The sequence below is a fragment of the Iningainema tapete BLCC-T55 genome (assembly GCF_014698965.1).
GTDB classification, from domain to species: domain Bacteria; phylum Cyanobacteriota; class Cyanobacteriia; order Cyanobacteriales; family Nostocaceae; genus Iningainema; species Iningainema tapete.
The window spans coordinates 62,769-83,084 of sequence record NZ_JACXAE010000064.1; the positions used below are offsets into that span (position 1 = coordinate 62,769).

At 39.7% G+C, this 20,316-nt stretch carries 21 protein-coding genes and 1 pseudogene; 11 read left to right on the plus strand and 11 right to left on the minus strand.

Features of this window, described 5'->3' with window-relative positions:
• Positions 1 to 3: 3 nt before the first annotated feature.
• Both ICL16_RS19155 and ICL16_RS19160 read right to left on the minus strand, forming a co-directional pair.
• Complete coding sequence (locus ICL16_RS19155; protein WP_190830757.1) at positions 4 to 885, minus strand: phytanoyl-CoA dioxygenase family protein; 882 nt, start codon at positions 883 to 885, stop codon at positions 4 to 6.
• A gap of 355 nt (positions 886 to 1,240) precedes the next feature.
• Positions 1,241 to 1,906, minus strand: a complete 666-nt coding sequence (locus ICL16_RS19160; protein ID WP_190830759.1) for a class I SAM-dependent methyltransferase — start codon at positions 1,904 to 1,906, stop codon at positions 1,241 to 1,243.
• Positions 1,907 to 1,966: 60 nt separating this feature from the next.
• Between ICL16_RS19160 and ICL16_RS19165 the strand changes: the two genes are divergently transcribed.
• Together ICL16_RS19165 and ICL16_RS19170 are read left to right on the plus strand one after the other, a co-directional pair.
• On the plus strand, positions 1,967 to 2,368 hold the full coding sequence (locus ICL16_RS19165) for a hypothetical protein (protein WP_190830761.1): 402 nt from the start codon (positions 1,967 to 1,969) through the stop codon (positions 2,366 to 2,368).
• 98 nt (positions 2,369 to 2,466) lie between these two features.
• Positions 2,467 to 3,240 carry a hypothetical protein gene (locus ICL16_RS19170; protein ID WP_190830763.1) on the plus strand — a complete coding sequence of 258 codons (774 nt, stop codon included), beginning with the start codon at positions 2,467 to 2,469 and terminating at the stop codon, positions 3,238 to 3,240.
• A gap of 3 nt (positions 3,241 to 3,243) precedes the next feature.
• Here the strand turns inward: ICL16_RS19170 and ICL16_RS19175 are convergent, their stop codons facing one another.
• From ICL16_RS19175 to ICL16_RS19190, 4 genes are all read right to left on the minus strand, one after another.
• Entirely contained in the window at positions 3,244 to 3,966 is a 723-nt protein-coding gene (locus ICL16_RS19175) for an HAD family hydrolase (protein ID WP_190830874.1), read from the minus strand.
• Positions 3,963 to 4,874 (minus strand): class I SAM-dependent methyltransferase, encoded by a 912-nt coding sequence (locus ICL16_RS19180; protein WP_190830765.1) that lies wholly within the window; start codon positions 4,872 to 4,874, stop codon positions 3,963 to 3,965. Before ICL16_RS19180 ends, ICL16_RS19175 begins: the two co-directional genes overlap by 4 nt.
• Positions 4,875 to 4,913: 39 nt before the next feature.
• Positions 4,914 to 5,627 carry a CHAT domain-containing protein gene (locus ICL16_RS19185; RefSeq protein WP_190830767.1) on the minus strand — a complete coding sequence of 238 codons (714 nt, stop codon included), beginning with the start codon at positions 5,625 to 5,627 and terminating at the stop codon, positions 4,914 to 4,916.
• 141 nt (positions 5,628 to 5,768) lie between these two features.
• Entirely contained in the window at positions 5,769 to 7,691 is a 1,923-nt protein-coding gene (locus tag ICL16_RS19190) for a LamG-like jellyroll fold domain-containing protein (protein WP_190830769.1), read from the minus strand.
• Between the two features lie 275 nt (positions 7,692 to 7,966).
• On the opposite strand from ICL16_RS19190, the pseudogene ICL16_RS19195 reads away from it, so the two are divergent.
• Positions 7,967 to 9,012, plus strand: a pseudogene (locus ICL16_RS19195) (ISAs1 family transposase).
• A gap of 261 nt (positions 9,013 to 9,273) precedes the next feature.
• Here the strand turns inward: ICL16_RS19195 and ICL16_RS19200 are convergent.
• Positions 9,274 to 9,471 (minus strand): hypothetical protein, encoded by a 198-nt coding sequence (locus tag ICL16_RS19200; RefSeq protein ID WP_190830771.1) that lies wholly within the window; start codon positions 9,469 to 9,471, stop codon positions 9,274 to 9,276.
• A 174-nt stretch (positions 9,472 to 9,645) separates the two neighbouring features.
• On the opposite strand from ICL16_RS19200, the gene ICL16_RS19205 reads away from it, so the two are divergent.
• The 8 genes from ICL16_RS19205 to ICL16_RS19240 all read left to right on the plus strand — a co-directional run bounded on the left by ICL16_RS19205 (position 9,646) and on the right by ICL16_RS19240 (position 16,795).
• Positions 9,646 to 10,308, plus strand: coding sequence for a hypothetical protein (locus ICL16_RS19205; RefSeq protein ID WP_190830772.1), 663 nt, complete (start codon positions 9,646 to 9,648; stop codon positions 10,306 to 10,308).
• Between the two features lie 15 nt (positions 10,309 to 10,323).
• Entirely contained in the window at positions 10,324 to 11,622 is a 1,299-nt protein-coding gene (locus ICL16_RS19210) for a pentapeptide repeat-containing protein (RefSeq protein ID WP_190830774.1), read from the plus strand.
• 292 nt (positions 11,623 to 11,914) lie between these two features.
• Complete coding sequence (locus tag ICL16_RS19215; protein WP_190830776.1) at positions 11,915 to 13,096, plus strand: RtcB family protein; 1,182 nt, start codon at positions 11,915 to 11,917, stop codon at positions 13,094 to 13,096.
• Positions 13,097 to 13,252: 156 nt separating this feature from the next.
• Entirely contained in the window at positions 13,253 to 13,447 is a 195-nt protein-coding gene (locus tag ICL16_RS19220) for a hypothetical protein (protein WP_190830778.1), read from the plus strand.
• A 130-nt stretch (positions 13,448 to 13,577) separates the two neighbouring features.
• Positions 13,578 to 14,768: a Clp protease N-terminal domain-containing protein gene (locus tag ICL16_RS47735; RefSeq protein ID WP_190830780.1), complete on the plus strand. Its 1,191-nt coding sequence runs from the start codon at positions 13,578 to 13,580 to the stop codon at positions 14,766 to 14,768.
• A gap of 52 nt (positions 14,769 to 14,820) precedes the next feature.
• The gene (locus ICL16_RS19230) at positions 14,821 to 15,387 is read left to right on the plus strand and encodes a Uma2 family endonuclease (RefSeq protein ID WP_190830782.1); all 567 of its coding nucleotides are present in this window, start codon (positions 14,821 to 14,823) and stop codon (positions 15,385 to 15,387) included.
• Positions 15,366 to 16,331, plus strand: coding sequence for a class I SAM-dependent methyltransferase (locus ICL16_RS19235; RefSeq protein WP_238360838.1), 966 nt, complete (start codon positions 15,366 to 15,368; stop codon positions 16,329 to 16,331). Before ICL16_RS19230 ends, ICL16_RS19235 begins: the two co-directional genes overlap by 22 nt.
• A complete protein-coding gene (locus tag ICL16_RS19240) occupies positions 16,331 to 16,795 on the plus strand; it encodes a GNAT family N-acetyltransferase (protein ID WP_190830784.1) in 465 nt (154 codons plus the stop codon). The genes ICL16_RS19235 and ICL16_RS19240 overlap by 1 nt, the downstream gene beginning before the upstream one ends.
• A gap of 13 nt (positions 16,796 to 16,808) precedes the next feature.
• On the opposite strand, the gene ICL16_RS19245 is transcribed toward ICL16_RS19240, so the two are convergent.
• The 4 genes from ICL16_RS19245 to ICL16_RS19260 all read right to left on the minus strand — a co-directional run bounded on the left by ICL16_RS19245 (position 16,809) and on the right by ICL16_RS19260 (position 20,229).
• The gene (locus ICL16_RS19245; protein ID WP_190830786.1) at positions 16,809 to 17,159 is read right to left on the minus strand and encodes a hypothetical protein; all 351 of its coding nucleotides are present in this window, start codon (positions 17,157 to 17,159) and stop codon (positions 16,809 to 16,811) included.
• 210 nt (positions 17,160 to 17,369) lie between these two features.
• Positions 17,370 to 17,801, minus strand: coding sequence for an archease (locus ICL16_RS19250; protein ID WP_190830788.1), 432 nt, complete (start codon positions 17,799 to 17,801; stop codon positions 17,370 to 17,372).
• A gap of 82 nt (positions 17,802 to 17,883) precedes the next feature.
• Positions 17,884 to 18,765, minus strand: coding sequence for a CobW family GTP-binding protein (locus ICL16_RS19255; protein WP_190830790.1), 882 nt, complete (start codon positions 18,763 to 18,765; stop codon positions 17,884 to 17,886).
• A gap of 3 nt (positions 18,766 to 18,768) precedes the next feature.
• The gene (locus tag ICL16_RS19260) at positions 18,769 to 20,229 is read right to left on the minus strand and encodes an RtcB family protein (RefSeq protein ID WP_190830792.1); all 1,461 of its coding nucleotides are present in this window, start codon (positions 20,227 to 20,229) and stop codon (positions 18,769 to 18,771) included.
• Positions 20,230 to 20,316 lie beyond the last annotated feature (87 nt).

Here is a 20,316-nt window from a genome sequence, read left to right on the forward strand (position 1 = left end):
TTGTTAGCGCCAAAAAATGTACTGCTTTTGATGTTCAGCAATTTTTGTCGTTAACAGCAGTAAATCCTGTTCAGGAAGAGAGGATTTGCAATAGAAAGGATGTTTTGGTTGCCTAGAAGTGTAATCAAAAAATATCGTGTACCTGTCTTTTGTTACAGGAATTTTTCCGCGATGGAAGATACTGCCAGTACCTGCAAAAATTACTGTTCCAGCAGAGCCTGTACAAGATAGCCAGTCTGATGGAGAGGTAACTTTAGACATTTGGCGATCATCTATATAGGTATAGTTATACTTCAAAGCGCGAGCTACCTTTGAAGTTAAAGACTGGGGAAGATATTGAAAAGGACCTCCATCCTTATTCACGTCATTGAGATAGATAATAATTTTCAGCAGTTTTCGATCTTCCTTATCTATATGCCATAACCTTGATTTCTGCTTGACTTCATTGGCTATATCCCTACGAAAGTAAGCACCATGATAGGCTACAGGCAAACTCAGGTAATTTTCTACAATATTAAGTAAACGTTGTTCAAGTCCCCAGATAAAAATTTCTGGATACTCCATCATTTGCTCAGGAGTAGCATGAACAATAAATTCATTTCTATCTCCTGTAATACTTCTTGGTAGCTTTACCATCAAGCTTTTTGCTGCTTGAAACATTTGTTCAGTAGAGGGAATTGACAAAGCCTCTAATGAAGTAATAGCAATACCTTCACGTCTAATTATCTCTACTAAAACTTTGTCAGTAGCAGAAATTATCGGTAGGTTACTAAGATGTTTTTTAACTGCTGTTTGATATGCAATCTCCGCTGAGTTTTGTAAGAAGGAAAGATTATAAAGATTACTTAAAATTCTATTACGTGCCTTTGTAAAGATAGTCACCATTATCAAAAATCTATTTGTATTATCATGTTTCTTACATCTTACGTATCTTTACTTGGAAATGTCCATTACATTACTTGAGATTCCCTAAAACTTTATTCTTGCTTTATATAAAAATCTTTTGCCAGGTTATAACGGTGATTATTTCTATGTGTTAGTACTGAATTTATAGGATTAGAAAAATTTAGTTAGCACAAAACAGCAGATATAACAAAAAGAAACATCTGTTGACGAGTATAAAAATTATCTATAAACAGCACAAACTAGTGTCTTGCTGAATACATACTTCTTCGGAGCAAGTATCAGATGATCAGGACACAACAAAGGAATAATTAAAAAGTTTTGTATCAAAAAAGTCCTAACGTCGCTTAAGAGCTAAAGTCAGTCCATCAGCAATGGGTACAAGAGAGATAGTTACTCTTTGATCGTGGTGTAACTTTTCATTCAAAGCACGAATAGCTTGGGTGCTTTGATTTTGAACTTGCGGATCTGCAACACTTCCACCCCTTAAAACATTATCAATAGCAATCAAACCACCGGGACGTACCAATTGCAGACATCTTTCGTAATAAGCGTCATAGTTTTCTTTATCTGCATCGATAAAGGCAAAATCAAAAGAATCGGCTTCTCCATCCGCCAAAAGTCGATCTAAAGATTGCAAAGCACGTGCCAGTCGCAAATCAATTTTCTGGGCTACTCCGGCTTGTTGCCAATAACGACGAGCGATCGCAGTATACTCTTCACTAACATCAAGAGCGATAATTTTGCCATCCTCTGGAAGCGCCAAAGCCACAGACAAAGAACTATAACCTGTAAACACTCCCACTTCCAGCGTTTTCTTCGCCCCAATTAGCTGCACCAGTAGCGCCATAAACTGTCCTTGCTCTGGTGCAATCTGCATTATCGCCTCGGGATGACTAGCCGTTTCTTGCCGTAACTGACGAAGAATCTCAGATTCCCGTAACGAAGCAGATAAGAGGTAATCATAAAGCTGTGGATCTAGACCTATAGTCTTTTTTGGCATAGTTTTATATTTATGCTTACCTACTAATAATATCTGTTTCCATATATAGGAGTAATAATAATGCGGCTAATCATCAGCTTAATCCTGATTGGGTTACTAACTGCATGTACAAACAGTGTTCTAGCACCAACTCGTCAGATAGTGCGCTCAGCAATCGCACTACAACTCGAACAAACCCAACAGCAACTCAACCAACAACTAGACTTAAACTTTCAGGGATTCAAAATCAATCACCTATCCATCAACTCACAAAAACTCCTTACCAGAGAAAACTTACCCACTTTCCACGTACAGGGAACCTACGACTTGACCATGAATTTACCAAAAAAACACCTAAATCAACCGCAAAAACCCTTTGACATATATTTACAGTTGCAAAAAGAAGGTAAAACCTGGCGATTACTACAGCAAGAATTAAGCCAAGACACTCAACCACTTTGGCGTAGTTACTTAATTCAATGAAGGGGAAGTGTGTAACTATAGAAACCAGCACAAACATATCCACCTCACTGCCGATAAGCAGCCATGATTGAAGTAACTTTCTTCACAGCAAAGGCAAAATGTACTTCCAACTATTATTCAGTTCCAGTATAGGAATTGTACTTTTAGTGCTACTGACATTCAGCACACTACAATGGTTCCACATACCAGCAGGTAACTTTCTTGACTGGGTAATTGGTGGCGCAAGTTTCTGGTGGCTAATAGTAATAGTCACCGTACCTTGGAACGTCTATTTCCAAGCAAAAGAAGTTTTAACAGAAGGAGTACAATCAAAAGAAAAAGGCATTGCCGTAGATGAAAAACAAGTAGATTATGTTCAGATTTTGGCAAAGCGATCGCTGATAGTGGCAATCGCCTTACACATACTCTCAGCTGCGGGGCTTTACATCCTCGCTGCCACCGGTATTAGTGCCGTGGGCTACGTCTCCTCCGGTGCAGCTTTATTATTAACTGCTCTACGCCCAGCTATTAGCGCCTATGAATATTTATATGCCCGCCTAACAATGATTCGTCAGGAGTGGAAGTACCCCCGCGAAGATGTTGTCGAACTCCGCCAACGTTTCGACAATTTAGAAGAAACTTTCAAGCGTATAGAAGAACAACTTAATCCCGAACAACCCTACTCCTTAGTAGCAAACCAACAACAATTTACAGAAGAAACTCGCAAACAACTAGCACGTATTGCTGCTAGTCTAGAAGAACTACGCGCCACAAATCAAAATGAACATGAACGTTTGGCGCGGGAAGCACGAAATGCTGTTGCCCAACTTTCTACCGATGGGCAATTTCTCGATCATGTCAGGGAAATCATTCGTTTTTTCAAAACCGCGTAATCTTCATTCCATAGTTGGTTGCTTGTCTTTTTGTGAATAAACTTCCTGCACTCGTTCAAGTTCTAAATCACTGAGGTAATCTATAGTCCAGTTGCTCCAGCGCTGAAGCATATGGAATGGGTAGGTGTGGGCGACGCCAACTACTTGCATTTTGGCTCTCTTCCCAGCTTGTATACCTGCAAGGGTATCTTCTATTACTAGACACTCTTGTGGTTTAAGATTTAGGTCAGGGTATTCTTGGTTGAGGCGTTCTACTGCTAGCAGATAACCATCTGGTTCTGGTTTACAGGTGATGATTTCATCACCTGCTACTACAACTTTAAAATGTTCTGCTAGTTTGCTAAGATTGAGTACCGATTCAATTTCTAAGCGAATTGCACCACTAACGATCGCTAGCTTTAAACCATGAGATTGTATCTGAAATATCAAGTCATCTAAACCAGGATACAAAGGCAGTTTCTCTATCTTCTCTAGTTGTAGCGCATAACCTTGAGCTTTACGATTCAGTAATTTAGTTAAATAAGTATCATTAACTACACGCCCACGCGAGGCTAATAAGTCTCGCATACAGGAGCGATCGCTACGCCCTAAACAAAATTTACGATACTCACCCTTTTTCAGAGTCAGATTTTCCTCAAGGAGAATTTCCTCGATGAGTTGTGCGTGAATTGGCTCATCGTTGATGATAACGCCATTAAAATCAAATAAAACTGCCTTTAAACTCATGCCAATGTGCCAACTGGAGGATCCCACCCTTGCAAATCATCCTCTACTTTACTACCTGTTGGGCTTGATTGGCGATATTTTACAGTTCTTTGAGCATTTACATCTTCTGTTATAATAGGTTTAATACCACTTGTAACTTGATTTATCCACCACACGTCTTGAGTTTGTACAGCGGCAAATCCGGCTGCACCCATCCATGCATCCAAACTACCAGCAGAATATTCACGAATGTAAGGTTCTTCAAAAACATTATTGAGCCAATCTAACTGACGTAGGGTTTTTTGATTCCCATCGAGAATTAAAACTTGTCCACCAGGAACCAGTAGCCTAAAACTTTCCCTTAGTATCGCTTCAGATACAGCAACTGGTGTTTCATGAAATAACAAAGAGGCAGTAACTAGATCAAAATATGTATCAGGAAAACCTGTTTTCTCAGCATTGCCATGTCGCCAGTGTATATCTAAATTGGCACTTTGAGCTTTATGTTCTGCCCTTACTAACATATAAGGCGATAAGTCCAACCCAATCACTTGTGCAGTAGGGAAAGCCTGCTTTAACATCAGTGTTGTGGAACCTGTACCACAACCCAAGTCTAGTATACGTCTTGACTGTACTTTGACCGCATCAATCAAAGCCTGACGTACTAAGGTTTCGTTTGGTGGTAAAACGTATTGGGTAATGGGATCGTAGGAAACTGCTGCACCGGAGTTAAGATACCCCCGTTCAATACCGTGAAAGTTTTGGCTGCTGTAGTACGCTGGTGTTACCACGTCAGCGCGTCGGAAGCTGGCGCTTTGTTTCTCCCAATCTACACTTTCGTAGTATCGTCGCAATGAGTCTTCATCAATCAAAAGACGCACTACAGGTGATAAAAAACGTTCCCAAATTGTTTCTTGACGAACCGCCATAGGATTGTATCAGACTTAATTGAGTTATTACTATTTTATTTACAAAGAGGACTCATGGTAATTGATTATTCCTGAACCACTAACGTTTTTAATATCACTATTTGATATGTTGAACAAGTTACTGAAGGGTGTACGCTCCTCAGATTGTTCTTGCTGAGAACTGATGGCACTTTCAACAGCAGATTTTGGTCTACTTTTGAGCATAGGAGTGAGAACTTCGGGAATGCCCGCAAGCTGAATGGCAATACGTCCTAGTTCACAGGCATCCTCAATTGATAGTTCATTACCTAGTCCCTGGTAAAATGCTTCTGCAAACTTGATGGCAGCGCGATCGCCAATTGCCTGATTCATGCCAATCACATAATCAATGTGTTGATGAATTGCCTCAGCTTGAGCTTCTGAATAGCAGGCATTGAGCAAAACACACTGTATTTTATTTTTAAATAGTTTAAATAGATCGGTTAGGACTTGTGTACTAACAAGCTGTGCTTGTCCTGAGTCATTTTCTAAAACTAAACCATCATTTCCTGCTCCATGCCCAGAAAAATGAATAATTTGTGGTTTATGCTTGACTAGAGCCTGTAACAAATCATTAGAACGTACTGCCAATTGGGGAATGATTTCAAACTCTTCTCGTAATTTTGCCCGTTCTAAGGCTGCATAGATTTCTCTTACTTCTTCATCCAGACGTAATTTGTGTGTATTTATTGGATTCGCTGCTAGGATTAAAATTTTCATCTTCTCATTTTTCATATTTATTCTGCTCTTGCATGATTGATAAGAGTTACTTCAAGAGTCCAAGGAGAGATTTCAGAAATTAGTAAATAGACATTTCCAATCATAAATGTAGAAACTTCGTCTGCTCGCGTCTCTACAAGGATTTGAATTGACGCATTAAATTCGGTTGATGTCTAATGCCGGAAACCATTTTGCTCCATAAACCTTACCGTGGTTGTGAGCACAGACATAATTTCGTGCCAGATCATTAGCTTTGCCTCCGTCATCAAGTCGCCAGTATCCAACTAACCCTTCTTTTTTTGCCTGCTCAACGTCTAACCTAAAAGACATATTTGTTTTGATTTGATCCTGAGTACGAACTACATTCCAAAGACGAACTTCGGCAATTGCAACATTATAATAAGTTTCTTCTGCTTCTTTTTGACCAATGATTAGATTTGCGGGATTATCAACTGTACCAGCAAACAGTCCTATGCTCTTATTCTGCCCTTCAAAGACAATAGCATTAGATTTTCCTTCAACTATGCTATCTTGACGTCTACCATCAATATATATAGCAATTTCTTGTGAGCTTTGCTCCCAAGTAAATGCGATGTGATGCCAGACGCGATTACTAGGAGCATTCTCTCTAGAATAAACGATTACTCTTTCGCTAGTGCCGTCACTAAGACAAACACGTATTTTTCCGTTATCCCAAGATAGAGAGTAGCCCTTTTCTAAACTACCATTGTGCTTGACGATGCCACCTCTACTCACAATTAAAAAATTACCAAACTTGTGTTTAACCCATGCCTCTACAGTAATTGCTTTAGGAGTATTCAAATCACCACTACCGCAATCAACGCGATCATTTTCCTCATTAAATTGTAACCCAAATGGTAAAGGTAAAGCCGGATACTGAGAAGCTCTTAACCTTTTTGTTCTAAAAGCAACACCGAAGGCACTTTGATTAACTGCAAGACGGCTATAAGGCTTCAACCACTTTCCGCCGTAAACTAACCCATAGATATTCTTGCTTACCTTATTTGCTGCCCTGTCTCCTTCTTCTTCATCAAGTCGCCAGTAACCCACTAATCCTTCCTCATTATCCTCTAACAGGCGAGCCATACTTTCCTGAATTTCATTTTCTGTGCGAGCTACTCTCCAAAGACGGACTTCGGCAATAGAACCATTAAAATAATTTCCATAACCCTGAGCTTGACCAATATTTAAACTTACTTTAGGCTTGCCAATAGGTCCTTTAAAAGATTGGGAACGTTCGTAAAATTTCTTAATCTCTTTTTTTATACCATCAACATATATTTGAATATCTTGTGAATTTTTATCCCACGTAAAGGTAATGTGATGCCAAAATTTATCATTTAAAGCGTCTTCTACAGTATCAACAATTATTTTTTCACTTTGATTCTGTAGTTCCACACGAATTTTTTGTAAGCGCCTCCATAGGCTATAACCCTCTTCTTGCCAACTACCACCTCGGTTAACAATCATTCCGTCGCTATTTTGCTCATCATTTTTAACCCATGCCTCCAAAGTAATTGCTTCTTCAATTGTCAAGCTTTCATCATCACCACAATTGATATAATCGTTCCTGCCGTTAAATTGTAAACCAAATTGTGGTTGAACCTGTGGATTTGAGATAAAAGGCTCTATAGAGCTAAGGCTAGATATACCGTTTTTAGCAAAGTTATATACCTTATAGCTTTTACCTTCTTCAAATCGGCAGTAACATCTCAATCCTTCTTGTTCATCTTTATTCAACCGTCGATACATATTTGCTTTAATCTGTTCTTGCGTACGGATTACTCCCCAAATCCGAAGTTCAGCAATAGAACCGCTGAAATAATTTTTTCTATTCTGATTGCAACCGACAATTAGGCTTTTTCCAGACTCACCGAGATTTCCTTGAAAATTTTGTTTGCCTCCAACGTATCGAATTTCTTTATTTTCTCCATCAATATATATTTGAATATTTTTTGTATCCCATGTAAATGCAATGTGATGCCATAAGTTATCATCTAAAGTAGATTTTCTTGGAAAGAAGGTTTTACCTTGTTTATCTTCGTTATGTAGTGACACAGCAGAACATTAGTGTTATCTATCGAACTAATTCCCCACCTGAACTAATGAACGAAGTGTCTGAGCTTCATTCAAAGGCGCAAAACCCAGAGCGTTACGGCAAATGACTTTAACAATCATAGTATAATAATGTGACTTAAATATAGTATTTTTAAGCACAAGAAAATCTATTACCTAAGTATATAGCCGTGAAACTAAAACCTAAAATTACAATTGCCGACTATTTTGCCGACTTGAATGACCCAAGAGTGGAGCGCACAAAAAGGCACAAGTTAATTGATATAGTTACTATCGCTATTTGTGCGGTAATTTGTGGAGCCGATGGTTGGGTAGGAATAGAGACTTATGGTCACGCAAAGCAACAATGGTTACAACAATTTTTAGAGTTACCAAATGGTATACCCTCTCATGATACAATAGCAAGGGCTTTTGCGCGTATTGACCCACAACAACTTCAGCAATGTTTTTTGAATTGGATTAAATCTGTCAGTCGAATTACTGATGGAGAAGTAATCGCCGTAGATGGAAAAACTTTAAAACATTCTTACGACAAAGGAGCATCCAAGGGTGCTATTCATATGATTAGTGCTTGGGCTTGTAGTAATAGATTAGTTTTAGGACAGCGACAAGTAGACCAAAAATCAAACAGCTACAAGCAATTCCTGAATTAATTAAAATATTAGATATTGCTGGTTGCATCGTCACTATTGATGCAATGGGATGCCAAAAAGAAATAGTGAAGTTAATTGCTCAAAAGCAAGGCGATTATGTTATAACTTTGAAAAAAAATCAAGGAAATTTATATAAAAATGTAGAGCAATTATTTCGAGATGCAATTGCTACAGGATTTGAGGGATTTAATTACAGTACCTATTCTACTTATTCAGAAAGCCACGGACGAGAAGAAATTCGTCATTACTTGATGCTATCAGACATCGCAGAACAAATAGATCCAAATCGTAAATGGGACTCTCTAAAAAGTATAGGCATGGTTGAATATGTCCGTATAGTAAACGGAAAGACTACTGTTGAGATTCGTTACTATATTACTAGTTTAGCTAGTAATGCCAAGTTATTAGCTTCGTCAGTCCGTAACCATTGGGGTGTCGAAAACTCTTTACATTGGGTATTAGACGTGCAATTAAGAGAAGATGATTGTCGAATTAGAAAAGATAACGCACCACAAAACTTTGCAGTCCTTCGTCATATAGCTGTTAATCTTTTGGGGCAAGAAAAGACTCAGAAACTTGGAACCAAAAATAAACAGTTTTTGGCAGCTATGGATAATGACTATTTAAGTCAAGTTTTAGAATGTGCTTGATTACCAAAAAATCATACATATAAATATTTAACTATCAGATGTTTTTGACAGTTATCTGACTGAATTTGTTGGGCAAGACCATAATACATTATACAAAAAGTTTTTGACAAATCGTACAATAAATATCTAACTATTGTCCTATTAAAATAGGGTCAAGGTCAACGCTTATTGTTGATGAGTTTGGCTTCTACTTAATAGAATCCCCAAACTAATCACATAACATAATGCTTGTCAAGGATATCACATAGTTGTATTTTTAACTTACTGATTATAAGTAGGCACAAGAGCAAACATCATAAATTCGGTAAGTTTTTTTAATTCATCAAACTGGCTTTTTGTCAATAATATCTGTTCCAGATTTAGATGCGTTTGCCCTGCTGATACAGTCCAGTCCCCAAAACTGAAATTGCCATGTTTTAACCAATATTCTTTATCTTTCAGAAAAGTTTTTGTAGTCATAATAATTACTGAATTGCTTATTTAAGTTATTATAGGTCATATCAGGACTCTCTTTAACCGAAACTGTAATTTAGCTAAAAAATTAAATAATTATTAATTGAAACAAAAATTATCAATGTTTAATTATAATTTATCTTTAAATAAGAGAACATATTATAACTATCACTACTAAAAATGCAAATTCAAAAACAAAATATTCATCGAAAAAAACAAATAAAAAGTTTATATATTCACCAACAATCTTTGCAACTTGACTTACAAAATGTGATTGCTGGTCAAACAGTTTTTTTAAAATTGGTACTGTTGCTGTTAATTGTAATGCTTTGTTTCATAGCAGGTATCTTTGCCGGACTCGTTGGATGTATCACCAGTTTAAATATCATTGTAAAAGACATTGTGCGTTTGCCATTTATAGCAATGGTATTAGTGGTATCAGCCGCAATAGCAACTGCAATTTTTCAAAATCTGAGCAAAAGTTTACTATTAGTGATTTCTAGCTTTTTTGCAGTAGTAATCGTTATAGAGTTGATAGCTAAGTTTGATTTTATAGAACTTTCACATACATTTATACCAATGACTATTGTGGTTACTGCTTTTTGTTTAGGAAGTAGTAGTGTTAGCTTCTTTGTTATCCGTTTTATGATTGCACTAACGGATATTGTATTTAGTTACTCCATCTTGACCAAAATTCTGATTATTTCCACTCTCTTTCTCGCCGCTGTTGTTGGTTCTAGTACTGCCATCAATGTTGAGTTGCAAGCAAAAAACTCAGGGTTTAAAGAAGTTTTGTTATCATCTAACTTGCCCATAGTTATTACTGTCTGTGGCACTATATAAAGTTTGTGCTTAGCTTTGAGTGCATGGCTGTCGAACCGATTACGAGGTACACCTTGGAACTATCCAGGGCTGTTAAGATCTTGGGCACTTGCTGCTGGATCTTGGGGTGGTACATCTTTTTATAACCTAGATTTGAGCGAAGTCAACTTCAAAAATGCTAAGCTAGCTAACACTGATTTGAGAGCAAGAAAACTTTACCGAACTTGCTTTCAAGGTGTTACTGGATTGGAAAGAGCTAGAGTCGATAGTCGCTACCTAGACTTAGAAATTCCCAAGGTACAAAAACTCTTAACTCGTGGGTGTTCTGAAGATCCAGACTTTAGTAACTTGTGTTTGCGTGGCGCTTATCTTCAAGGAGCCGATTTGCGGCAGATGAAGTTGATCGATACAGATTTAACTGGGGCAGATCTGAAAGATGCTGATCTACGTGGTAGTATCTTGGCTAATGCTCAAGTCATCGGCGTTGACTTTACAAATGCCAACTTAACCGGAAGCTGTATACAAGATTGGAATGTCAACAGCCAGACTTGCTTTACTAACGTTCAATGTGATTACATCTACCGGAAATTGGATGACAAAGGAGAGCCAACCGATCGCTATCCAGTGGAGCGCAACTTTGAACCTAGAGAATTTGAATCTCTTTATCAAGAAGTTGGCAATGTGGTTGAGTTAGTTTTTAAAGAAGGAGTTAACTGGCGTGCTTTCGCTTTCACCCTACAAAAACTCCAGATAGAAGATGACGGTTTAGGATTAGAACTCAAAGGTATTGAGAAACGAGGGGATCTTTGGGTGGTTAAGGTGACTCACCATGAGAACATCCCCTCTTTAGAAGTGGAGAAACGCCTTAGTGTCTATTATGAAGAGTTAAAGCAACTGCTGGCTACAAAGGAACAGCAAATTAACAGTCTACTGGGAATTGCCGCAAACCAAGCAGAAGTAATCAAAGAATTCAGTCAACGTCCATTTGGTAATAGTTTCTTGATTACTGGGAGTACTATTACTAACCTTGCTGGCTCTGGGCAAATTGAATATAATGAAGCTGCAGATCAAGTTCGCAGCATCATTGCCAATAGTTCTGAACCTGTTCAATTAACCAACACCATTAGGCTTCTGTTAGCTCAACTACAAGGACAGAGTGTTGCCACTACAGCAGAAACTCAGGCAGAACTAATTAAGCAAGTGCTTTTGAGTGAGGCGCAACAAGATACCATTTTTAAACAGTTTCTCCTCCAGCAAAGTCAGCAAATTACTCATGCAACATCAGAAGATGTGATCGCCACTGCTATTCAAGAAGCGATCGCACAACTTAGTTAAACACCACAGGTGATAAAAAACGTTCCCAAATTGTTTCTTGACTTTTGACTTCCCCGAAGGAGCTGACGTGCCATAGAATTGTGTCACCTGATGGGTTTATTTTCACTGTAATATTATTTACAAATTTTAATATATTTTTTGCCAAAATATACAGTCCTGCTAGGCTACTCGATTGACATCGCTGAATTTTTGTATTACAGTTGTAGTACAAAAATAATATATTATGCATTGCGATCGCTTGAAATAGCTTACGCAATAGCACGTAATCTTACATTCAATCCAAAATTAAACTATGCCTTACGAAGAATTAAAACTTTCAACTCCATCGCCTGTTTTATCTTGGGCGAATCACCCTTTGGGATCGGAAGAAACCAAGATGGCGAAAAATGTAGCATCACTGCCATTTGTGTTTAAACATGTAGCATTGATGCCAGATGTACATTTAGGAAAAGGTGCTTTAGTCGGTTCGGTAATTGCAACAAAAGAAGCCATTATTCCCGCTGCGATCGGTGTTGATATTGGTTGCGGGATGGTAGCAATTAAAACATCATTTACGGCTGACAAACTAGAAGGAAAGCTGAAAAAAATCCGTATGGATATTGAAGCAGCAATTCCTACTGGGTTCAACGAAAATAAAGACGTTGAAAAAAGTGTCACCAACTGGCAAGGGTGGCAAGACTTCAAAGACTTGCATCGTGGTGTGCATTCCTTGCAAGGTAAAGCAATGAAACAAATGGGTTCTCTCGGCGGAGGAAATCATTTTTTAGAAGTTTGCCTCGATACAGAGAATCAAGTTTGGCTGATGTTACATTCTGGCTCACGTAACATCGGTAATAATTTAGCTCAGTGTCATATTAACACTGCTAAGGAATTAGCAAAAATGGCAGAAAATCGCATGAGCGATCCTGATTTAGCTTATTTTGTTGCTGGTACGTCTGAATTTCAGGCATACTGGAACGATTTACAGTGGGCGCAGAATTATGCTAGTTTCAACCGTGAGGTGATGATGGCACGTTTTAAACGTATCATTGAAAAACATCTTGCAGGTGGTAAAGCGACTAAACCATTATTGGAGGTAAATTGTCATCACAATTACGCTGAGAAGGAAGTACATTTTGGCGAGGATGTTTACGTAACTCGTAAAGGAGCAGTTCGCGCTCAGGAAGAAGACTATGGTATTATCCCTGGTTCAATGGGAGCAAAATCTTACATTGTTAAGGGTAAAGGTTGTGCTCATAGTTTTTGTAGTTGCTCTCATGGAGCAGGGCGTTTGCTATCTCGAAACAAAGCGAAGAATGTCTACACCCTCGATGATTTGATTGCACAAACCAAGGGGGTTGAGTGCCGTAAAGATCCAGATGTTTTGGATGAAATTCCTGGTGCTTACAAACCAATTGATGAGGTAATGAACAATCAATCCGATCTTGTTGAAGTGGTAGCTACTTTGAAGCAAGTTGTGTGTGTCAAAGGTTGATCATACAAATTATCAACTGTCCGGAACTTTCAGTTGTAGTTTAATAGCTAAAGTCTATTAAAATAGACTTATGGTTCTACAAGCTATGAGGCGGGGATTTCGCATCTCTGCCTTTTTCCGTGAGATTATTGAGCCATTTACAGTTATGCGCTAGTAATGGCAGATTTTGGCGGTATTTCCCTCAAAGATTATGCCATAAATGTAGAGATGTTACATGTAACGTCTCTACAGCAATTTTTAGACATCGCTATTCAAATTGCCACTATTCTAGATGGGCTGCATAGAAATGGCGTGATTCACAAGGACAACATTTGCCATCCAGATTCCAGTTGCACTAGGCTGAGGCTTTAGAGATCAAACAGCAGTCCTCCTCTATGCAGCTTTTACACTTTTATGTAAAGCTAACTTGACACTATAGTAAAGTTACCTTTACTATAGAAGGTGTAGCGGTAGGGAGCCATGCAGATGTATTTTGCAAGCTATGAAAAACCGTCTACGTATTCTTAGAACAGAACTCAATTGGTCACAGGCGCAATTGGCAGAACGTCTGGGTGTAAGTCGTCAAACAGTTAACGCTTTAGAAACGGGTAAATATGACCCTAGCTTGCCCCTAGCGAGCAAAATTGCCCAGCTTTTTGGCAGTCCAATTGAAACAATTTTTTTCCTCGATCCAATTCCAATGACTCCGATTTTTCAAGAAGGTTCTATGTTTGACAAATTTACTACACAAGCAAAGCACGTGATTATGCTTGCTCAAGACGAAGGTCGCCGTATGGGACATAATTTTGTTGGTACTGAGCAGATTCTCTTGGGACTAGTTGTGGAAGAAACTAGCCTTGCTGCTAGGATTCTCAAATCTTATGGAGTAAAAATTGACAATGCCAGGAAGGAAGTAGAAAAAATTATCGGTCGTGGAAACGGAACCACAGCCTTAGAAATTCCCTTCACTCCCAGAGCTAAATCTGTCCTAGACTACTCTATAGAAGAATCTCGTCAACTTGGTCATAACTATGTTGGTACAGAACATCTTCTCCTTGGTTCTCTACGGGTAACAGATGGGGTTGCGGTTAGAGTGTTGGAAATCTTTGGAGTAGATATTGAGAATATTAGGCAACAAGTGCTAGAAGAAATCACGCCCAAGATTGTCGAACCAGTAGTTATGCCAGGAACTAGTCGCGATCGCACTTCAAGTAATGAAGAATATTTACCTCAAACAACCACCGATTTTACTTCTGGTGCAGTTAGCACTCGCTTTTGTGCGCTTTTGTCGAATTGGGTAGAGCCGCATAAGCTGGGATATGTTGTTGCCAACGGTGCAGGATTTCAATTACCCAATGGAGATGTACTTGCGCCGCAAATCTCTTTCTTCTCACGGGAACGCTTAAAGCGAGTTCCGCGTACATATCCTGAACTTGTGCCTAACTTAGTTGTCGAAATTAAATCTGCTTTTGACAGATTAACATTGATACAAGAGAAAGTCATGGGGTTTTTGCAAATAGGTGTAGAAGTAGCACTGCTAATTAACCCAGACGATCGCACTGTGGCTGTGTATAATCGGCATCAAAAGCCGATGATAACAATGCTGAGCGATGATGACAAGCTGAACTTTCCAGAGTTATTACCTGGGTGGGAAGTTTCGGTATCTCAATTGTGGCCTGCTGTTTTAGATTGAAAGAAGAATTGGTAGGTTTTCCTGCCAGCCCTAAAAAAGAGGAGGCTCGCGCATGGTACAAACACCTGCAAAAACACTTACTCTGGAAGAGTTTCTCAAACTGCCAGAAACTAAGCCTGCTTGTGAATACTTCAACGGTCAAATTATCCAAAAACCTATGCCCCAAGGGAAGCACAGTAAGTTACAAGGTAAGCTAGTTACTGCTATTAACGAAGTAGTGGAAGCTAAACAAATTGCCATTGCTTTCCCAGAATTGCGATGTACCTTTGGCGGACGTTCTATCGTGCCAGATGTGGCAGTGTTTGCTTGGGATAGAATACCCCTTGATGAAAATGGGGATGTTGCCAATGTATTTCCGGCGGCTCCCGATTGGACGATTGAAATTCTTTCTCCAGATCAAAGTCAAACAAAAGTCACCGGGAATATCCTACACTGTCTTAATCACGGTAGCTCCTTAGGCTGGTTAATTGACCCAGATGAACGCTCAGTGCTAGTTTACCCACCAAAACAACAACCGCAACTGTTGCAAAAAGAAGCGGACGTACTACTCGTTCCCGACTTGGTAGCATTGCAACTTACAGTGGGGGATTTGTTTGCTTGGTTGAAGGTAGGAAAGTAGAGATATGGCATTCATCTGTCGGCTCTCGCTCTCGCTTTCGTTCCCATGCTCAGCAGCCTCTCGCCTCTCGTTCCCATGCTCAGCATGGGAATGCAGTTCAGGAGGCTCCGCCTCCCTTTAATCACGTTCAACCAAACATGAATTACAAACAGCAACTGCTTGCCGACTTCAATTCCAGAACCAACTACGACTCCGGCAGATTTTATGCTCCTGTTGCCAATCGTTTGATTGAATTTGCCAACATGCAAACCGGACAACAAGTTTTAGATGTAGCAACTGGCACTGGTATAGTTGCACTTTCTGCTGCCCAAATAGTTGGTGCTTCAGGCAAAGTCATCGGCGTGGATATTTCGGCAGGAATGCTTAGCTATGCAAAACAAAAGCTAGCGGCTACAGGTTTAGAAAATGTTGAATTTATAGAAGCAGATGCAGAGCATTTAAAGTTTAGTGACAACAGTTTTGATAGGATATTATGTTCTTTAGCAATTTGCTATTTAACTGATATACCTGCTGCTTTGCAGCAATGGTATCGTTTTTTAAAACCGGGTGCAATGGTGGCGTTTAATGCTTGGGCAGAAACAGCTTTCCCTCCTTCTGTTTTATTTAGGCAAGTGGCACAAAGGTATGGTATAGAAATTCCTAACCCAAATGAACCGCTTGGCACTCTTGAAAGGTGTTATCAACTTTTACAACAGATAGGTTTTAAAGATATTGAAGTGCAATCTGAGCAGTTTGGTTGGTATTTTACCCCTGATACTAAGACTGCTGAGGATATATGGAATATCAATTCTCAAAACGTTTTTGGCTCTCAAGTATTCCAACTATCTGCTGATAAATTACAGCAATGTAAAACTGAATATATAGCAGAAATTCAAGCTTTGCCGATAACAGAAAAAGGAGCTTGGTGTGATGCTAAAATCTTTTTTGTAAGAGCAAGGTTGTGATGATGGTTCACTTCCGAGATTGCACAAAGAGTGATTTTCCCACGTTACAAAACCACGTATTTTCTCTTTACCAAGAAGATCCACCAACTATGGGAATGAACTCAGAAAAAATTCAGAATACTTTCCGAGAATTTACTTTAAAACCTGAAAAGGGACGCATCATAGTCTTTGACAAGGACAATGTAGTTATTGGCTATGCAATCCTAGTCTTCTTTTGGAGTAACGAGTATGGAGGCGATTTTATTGAAATAGATGAACTTTTTGTGCAGGAAGACTATCGAGGTTGTGGCGTCGGCACGGCATTCTTTCAATGGTTAAAAGAAACATGGAGTGGAAAAGCTGTCGCCCTTGCGCTTCAAGCTACTCCATCCAACGATCGCGCAGTGGCTTTTTATCAGCGCATGGGCTTTCGGGCTTCTCCAAACCGTCACTTAATGAAACTGTTGGTAACCTCCAAAGATTGATAGCAGATGCTTACTACCAACCACCGGAGTTGTTACTACCACCGAAGGAGTTGTTACGAGCAATTTCATCGGGATTAACACCACCCGCGAATATGTTCCAGAAGTTTTCACCAGCAAAGGGGTTGACAGCCTGGGAATTGCCACCACTACCACTACCGAAGGGGCTTGAACCACCACTACCACCACCGAAGGGGCTTGAACCATCACCGTAACTACTGCTGTCAATATTGCCAAATATGTCTTGTGGTCCGTCTACGCCTTCTATGTCAAGCAAACGATCAAAGGGACCAAGTTGGGGTCTTGAGTTACTATTGGAACCACCATCAAAGCTATAGCTATAGGAGCTACCAGTTAATTCGTCCATGCTGTTTGTCCTCCACTATATATTTTGGGAACTAATGCCCCTAAACATGAAGGTACACTCTAATTATCGGTAGTCGCATTACCATATTTTTTGATTATTTGACTTTTGTTTATAGAAAAATTAATGGCATTTTATAAATTTATAAATTACTAGATAAAACTTGACACTAGATGATACATCCGATACATCAAATTTGACAAAGCTGATCGACTAAATATCTAGGATTACCATTGCCGTCCAACCGTCACTGGTTTTTTCTAGTTGGAAGCGATGTAAGGTGACAGCTTTGACATCTACCCGTTGTTGGTGGCGGGAGCGATCGAGTTTTTCTCCTTGAAGTACAGCACTTAGCTGGTGGTTGCCATTTTTCTCTTCAAACTGAATTTGCTGTGCTCGTAGCAGCAGTAGTTCGCTGTCTTTGTAGTAAACCAATTCTTGAAGAAAATTGAATAGCAATAAGTCTAATGCATCATCTTCCAAACTAAAGGTTCGTGTAACATTTGGTTCTATTGAATCCAAATCTTCAATCATCACGTTTATGGTTGCATCACCTGCTGCTGCAAAAACTTCCGGCAAATCTTTTCCAGTTGCACGAAAGGCAATATCAGCGGTGGCAATATCTTCAAGAAATTCGTAGGGCATAATATGAATTTACTAATATTGCATGACAATTATATCCCCCCTCCTGTGTCCCCCTTAAAAAGGGGGGTTGGGGGGTTCATAGTTATTGCTCACAAGTTTTTAATCTACTAATAATTTCTGATTTTTTTTCGCTCAACTGTTTACCAATAAAAACTAACTCGGTTGCTTCTTGTGTAAATGGCTCCAGTTCCCAGCGTCCTGCAACAAAATTAAATAGGTAGATTTCTTCGTCAAAGCGGACAAACCCTTTTGCACGATAAACGTCGGACAAACTATCAGCAAATTCCTCAAAACATTGACGATTAAAATTAGCAGGCGATTTGTAGCCAAAAGATTCAAATTCAGGCTGATGAACGTGGTGTGGCGGTGGTTGTACTCTTTCTCTACCGATGCCAAAGAGTAAGTCTGGGTCTACCTTACCTCGTTGGGTACGCAAAATTGTAGCAGTTTCATTCAGAGAATGTAACTTCTTCTCTATAGCTTGCAACTCGCTTTGGGAAACTAAATCAACTTTGTTCAGGAGGATGGTGTCAGCTGCTTCAATTTGCATCCGAGTTGTGTGACCTACTGATGGATATCTTACCATTGCATCGGCGTCGCTCAGAGTAATAACCCCATCTAACCGTACTCTGTGCAAACTCTCTTGAATATCAAAAACCAACGCATCCGGCTCAGCGACTCCTGTTGTTTCTACTACAATGTTGTCTGGTTCAACTGTATCAATTATTTCATTGACTGCGGCTTCAAACTCTCCCAACAGCGAACAGCACACGCAGCCGCCACCCAAATCCGCCATCTGCACATTTTTGCCTTGAATTATTTTTGTATCAATAGCAATCTCGCCAAATTCATTCATGAGAATGGCGATTTTTTTGGGGAAAGTTTCCAAGATGTGACGCAGCAGAGTTGTCTTACCGCTTCCCAATGGTCCTGTGATTACTGTTAGTGGTATACGTACTGCCATAAACTACCCCTTAATATTTCCAATCGGCGTTAACCGTACCACCCGTTTACTAATCCCGGCTAACTCAGCGGCTTCGATGACATCATCAATATTTTTGTAAGCTGCTCCTGCTTCTTCCGCTAGCCCTGACATGGAGGTACTGCGGACATAAATACCTCGGCTTTGCATATCTTTCTGGAGTTTTTCACCTCGGTAGGTTTTTCTTGCTTTTGCTCGACTCATTGTACGTCCACTACCATGAGCAGTGCTGAAGAAAGTTTGATCGCCGCTGGGTACGCCTACTAATAAATAAGACCCAGTTTCCATACTCCCACCAATGATTACTGGTTGACCAATTTCCTTATATCGTTGGGGAACATCTCCCATTCCAGGACCAAAAGCGCGGGTTGCACCTTTGCGGTGTACGAGCAGTGATCGCTCTCGACCATCAACAATGTGCCGCTCTAGTTTAGCGGTATTATGTGCTACATCATATACCATATGCATACCCAATTCTTCTGCCGAGTAGCCGAAAATTTCCGAAAACACCTCCCGAATGCGGTGTAGAATAACTTGACGATTGACAAAAGACATATTGATACCGCACTTCATAGCGGTAAAATAAGCTTGCCCTTCAGGAGAGTCGAAAGGCGCACAGGCTAATTCTCGATCCAAGATTTTGATCCCGTACTTGCTCTCCATCACTTTGAGGAAGATTTGCAGATAGTCGGTTGCTACCTGATGACCAAATCCCCGACTTCCGCAGTGGAACATCACCACCACCTGATTTGGCATAGTAATTCCCATCTTCGCGGCTAATTCCCGATCAAAAATGAATTCTTGTCGAGCAACTTGAATTTCCAAATAATGGTTTCCCGATCCCAACGTACCAATTTGGTTGAAACCACGGTCAATTGCCTTTTCACTAATTTTGGAAGAGTCAGCACCTTTGAGACATCCGTTTTCTTCCATCAGTTCTAAGTCTTCTTCCCAACCGTAGCCATTGCGGACACACCATTGAGCGCCTTGCTCAACTACTTGACGAAACTCATTGCGCGAGAGTTTCACAAAGCCAGTGCTTCCTACCCCGGCTGGAACCCTTTGGTAAAGTTTATCTACCAGCTTTTTGAGATCGGGTTTAACTTCATTGTAAGTCAGGTTTGTTACCATCAAACGCATACCACAATTTATGTCAAAACCGATACCACCAGGAGAAATTACACCTCCTTGTTCCACATCCATCGCAGCTACTCCACCAATGGGAAAACCATAACCAAAGTGTCCATCAGGCATACACAAAGCGTACTTAGTTACACCAGGAAGTGTAGCTACATTGGTCACTTGGTCATATACAGCTTCATCTAATTCCTCTATTAATTTGTGTGTGGCATAAATCCGGGCGGGAACGCGCATCCCCTCCTTATAGGAAACCGGAATTTCCCAGATAGTGTCAGAAATTTGGTTTAAAAACTCAGGAATAGCCATTTTGAAGGAATTTTGGTTAGTAGCAGGAGTTGCGGCGCGAGCTTAAACCCTATTGATCTAGTTTTAAAGTTTCTACTTTTTTTCAAC